Source organism: Microterricola pindariensis, assembly GCF_002936985.1.
Classification (GTDB): Bacteria; Actinomycetota; Actinomycetes; order Actinomycetales; family Microbacteriaceae; genus Microterricola; species Microterricola pindariensis.
On record NZ_MPZN01000126.1, the window covers coordinates 1 to 1,058 of the forward strand.

The following is a 1,058-nucleotide window of genomic DNA, read 5'->3' on the forward strand; positions in this document are numbered from 1 at the left end:
AGCTGCGGCACCACCAGGTACACGGCGAGCGGCACGACGACGATCGAGAGAACGAGCGCGCGGGCGACGGGGTTCCACCCGGCCGCGAACGGCTCGATCGCGTAGAAGCCGAGCGTGACGAGCGGGAAGATCGCCAGCCACGTGATCAGCGCCCGGGCGTGAACCGACGGCGGGCGCGCGGGCTGGGTTCCGGTCGGCTGGGTTCCGGCCGGCTGGGTTCTGGTCTGCTGGGGGACGTTCTGTGACATGGGTCTGCCTTTCTCGGGGTGCTCGGAGTGCCGTCGGCCGGTCAGCCGGCGGATGCCAGGTCGAGGTCTTTCTCGAGCAGCCAGCCGTTGATCGCGATGGCCGCCGCGCTCCCGGCGCCGGCTGCCGTGATGACCTGGGCGCCCGGCGTGACGACGTTGCCGGCTGCCCAGACCCCGGGGATGCTGCTCTGGCCGCTCGCATTGACGGCGACCAGACCGGAGCCGTGGTCGGTGGCGCAGCCGAGTGAACGGAGCAGCGCATCGTTGGGGCGCGGCCGCGGGGCGATGAAGACGGCGTCACACGCGATCGTGCGCCCGTCCTCGAGGAGCACTCCGTGCAGCTCTCCCGGCTCCCCCAGCAGTCGGGTGACGGTTCCGGCGACCAGCCGCACGCCGAACGCCTCGAGTCGACCGCGCTCGGAGTCCGTCAGCTCGATGCCGTTACTGATGAGCACCACCCGGTCGCTGTACCGGCGCAGCAGGCCGGCCTGCTTGATCGACATCGCCCGCTCGGGACCGCCGAGCACCGCGATGGCCTGGCCGCGCACCTCGTAGCCGTGGCAGTACGGGCAGTGGTGGACGAGCGAGCCCCAGCGCTCCTGCAGGCCGTCCAGCTCCGGGAGCTCGTCGCGCAGCCCCGTGGCGAACAGGAGTGCCCGCGCATTCTCGACCGAGCCGTCGGCCAGCGTCACCGCGAAGCCGCGATCCGCGCTCCCGGTGACCCCAACGGCCTCCCCCGAGCGCAGCACGCCGCCCGCCCGGCCGACCTCGCTGCCAGCCAGCGCCGAAAGCCCCGCCGGCGGCATCCCG

At 72.9% G+C, this 1,058-nt stretch carries 2 protein-coding genes; both read right to left on the reverse strand.

Going from position 1 to position 1,058, the window contains the following annotated elements:
• On the reverse strand, window positions 1–248 hold a 248-nt coding region (locus tag GY24_RS17245), incomplete at its 3' end, for a hypothetical protein (protein WP_104477859.1).
• A gap of 41 nt (window positions 249–289) precedes the next feature.
• The coding region (locus GY24_RS17250; protein WP_193953642.1) for an NAD(P)/FAD-dependent oxidoreductase at window positions 290–1,058 on the reverse strand (769 nt) is incomplete at its 5' end.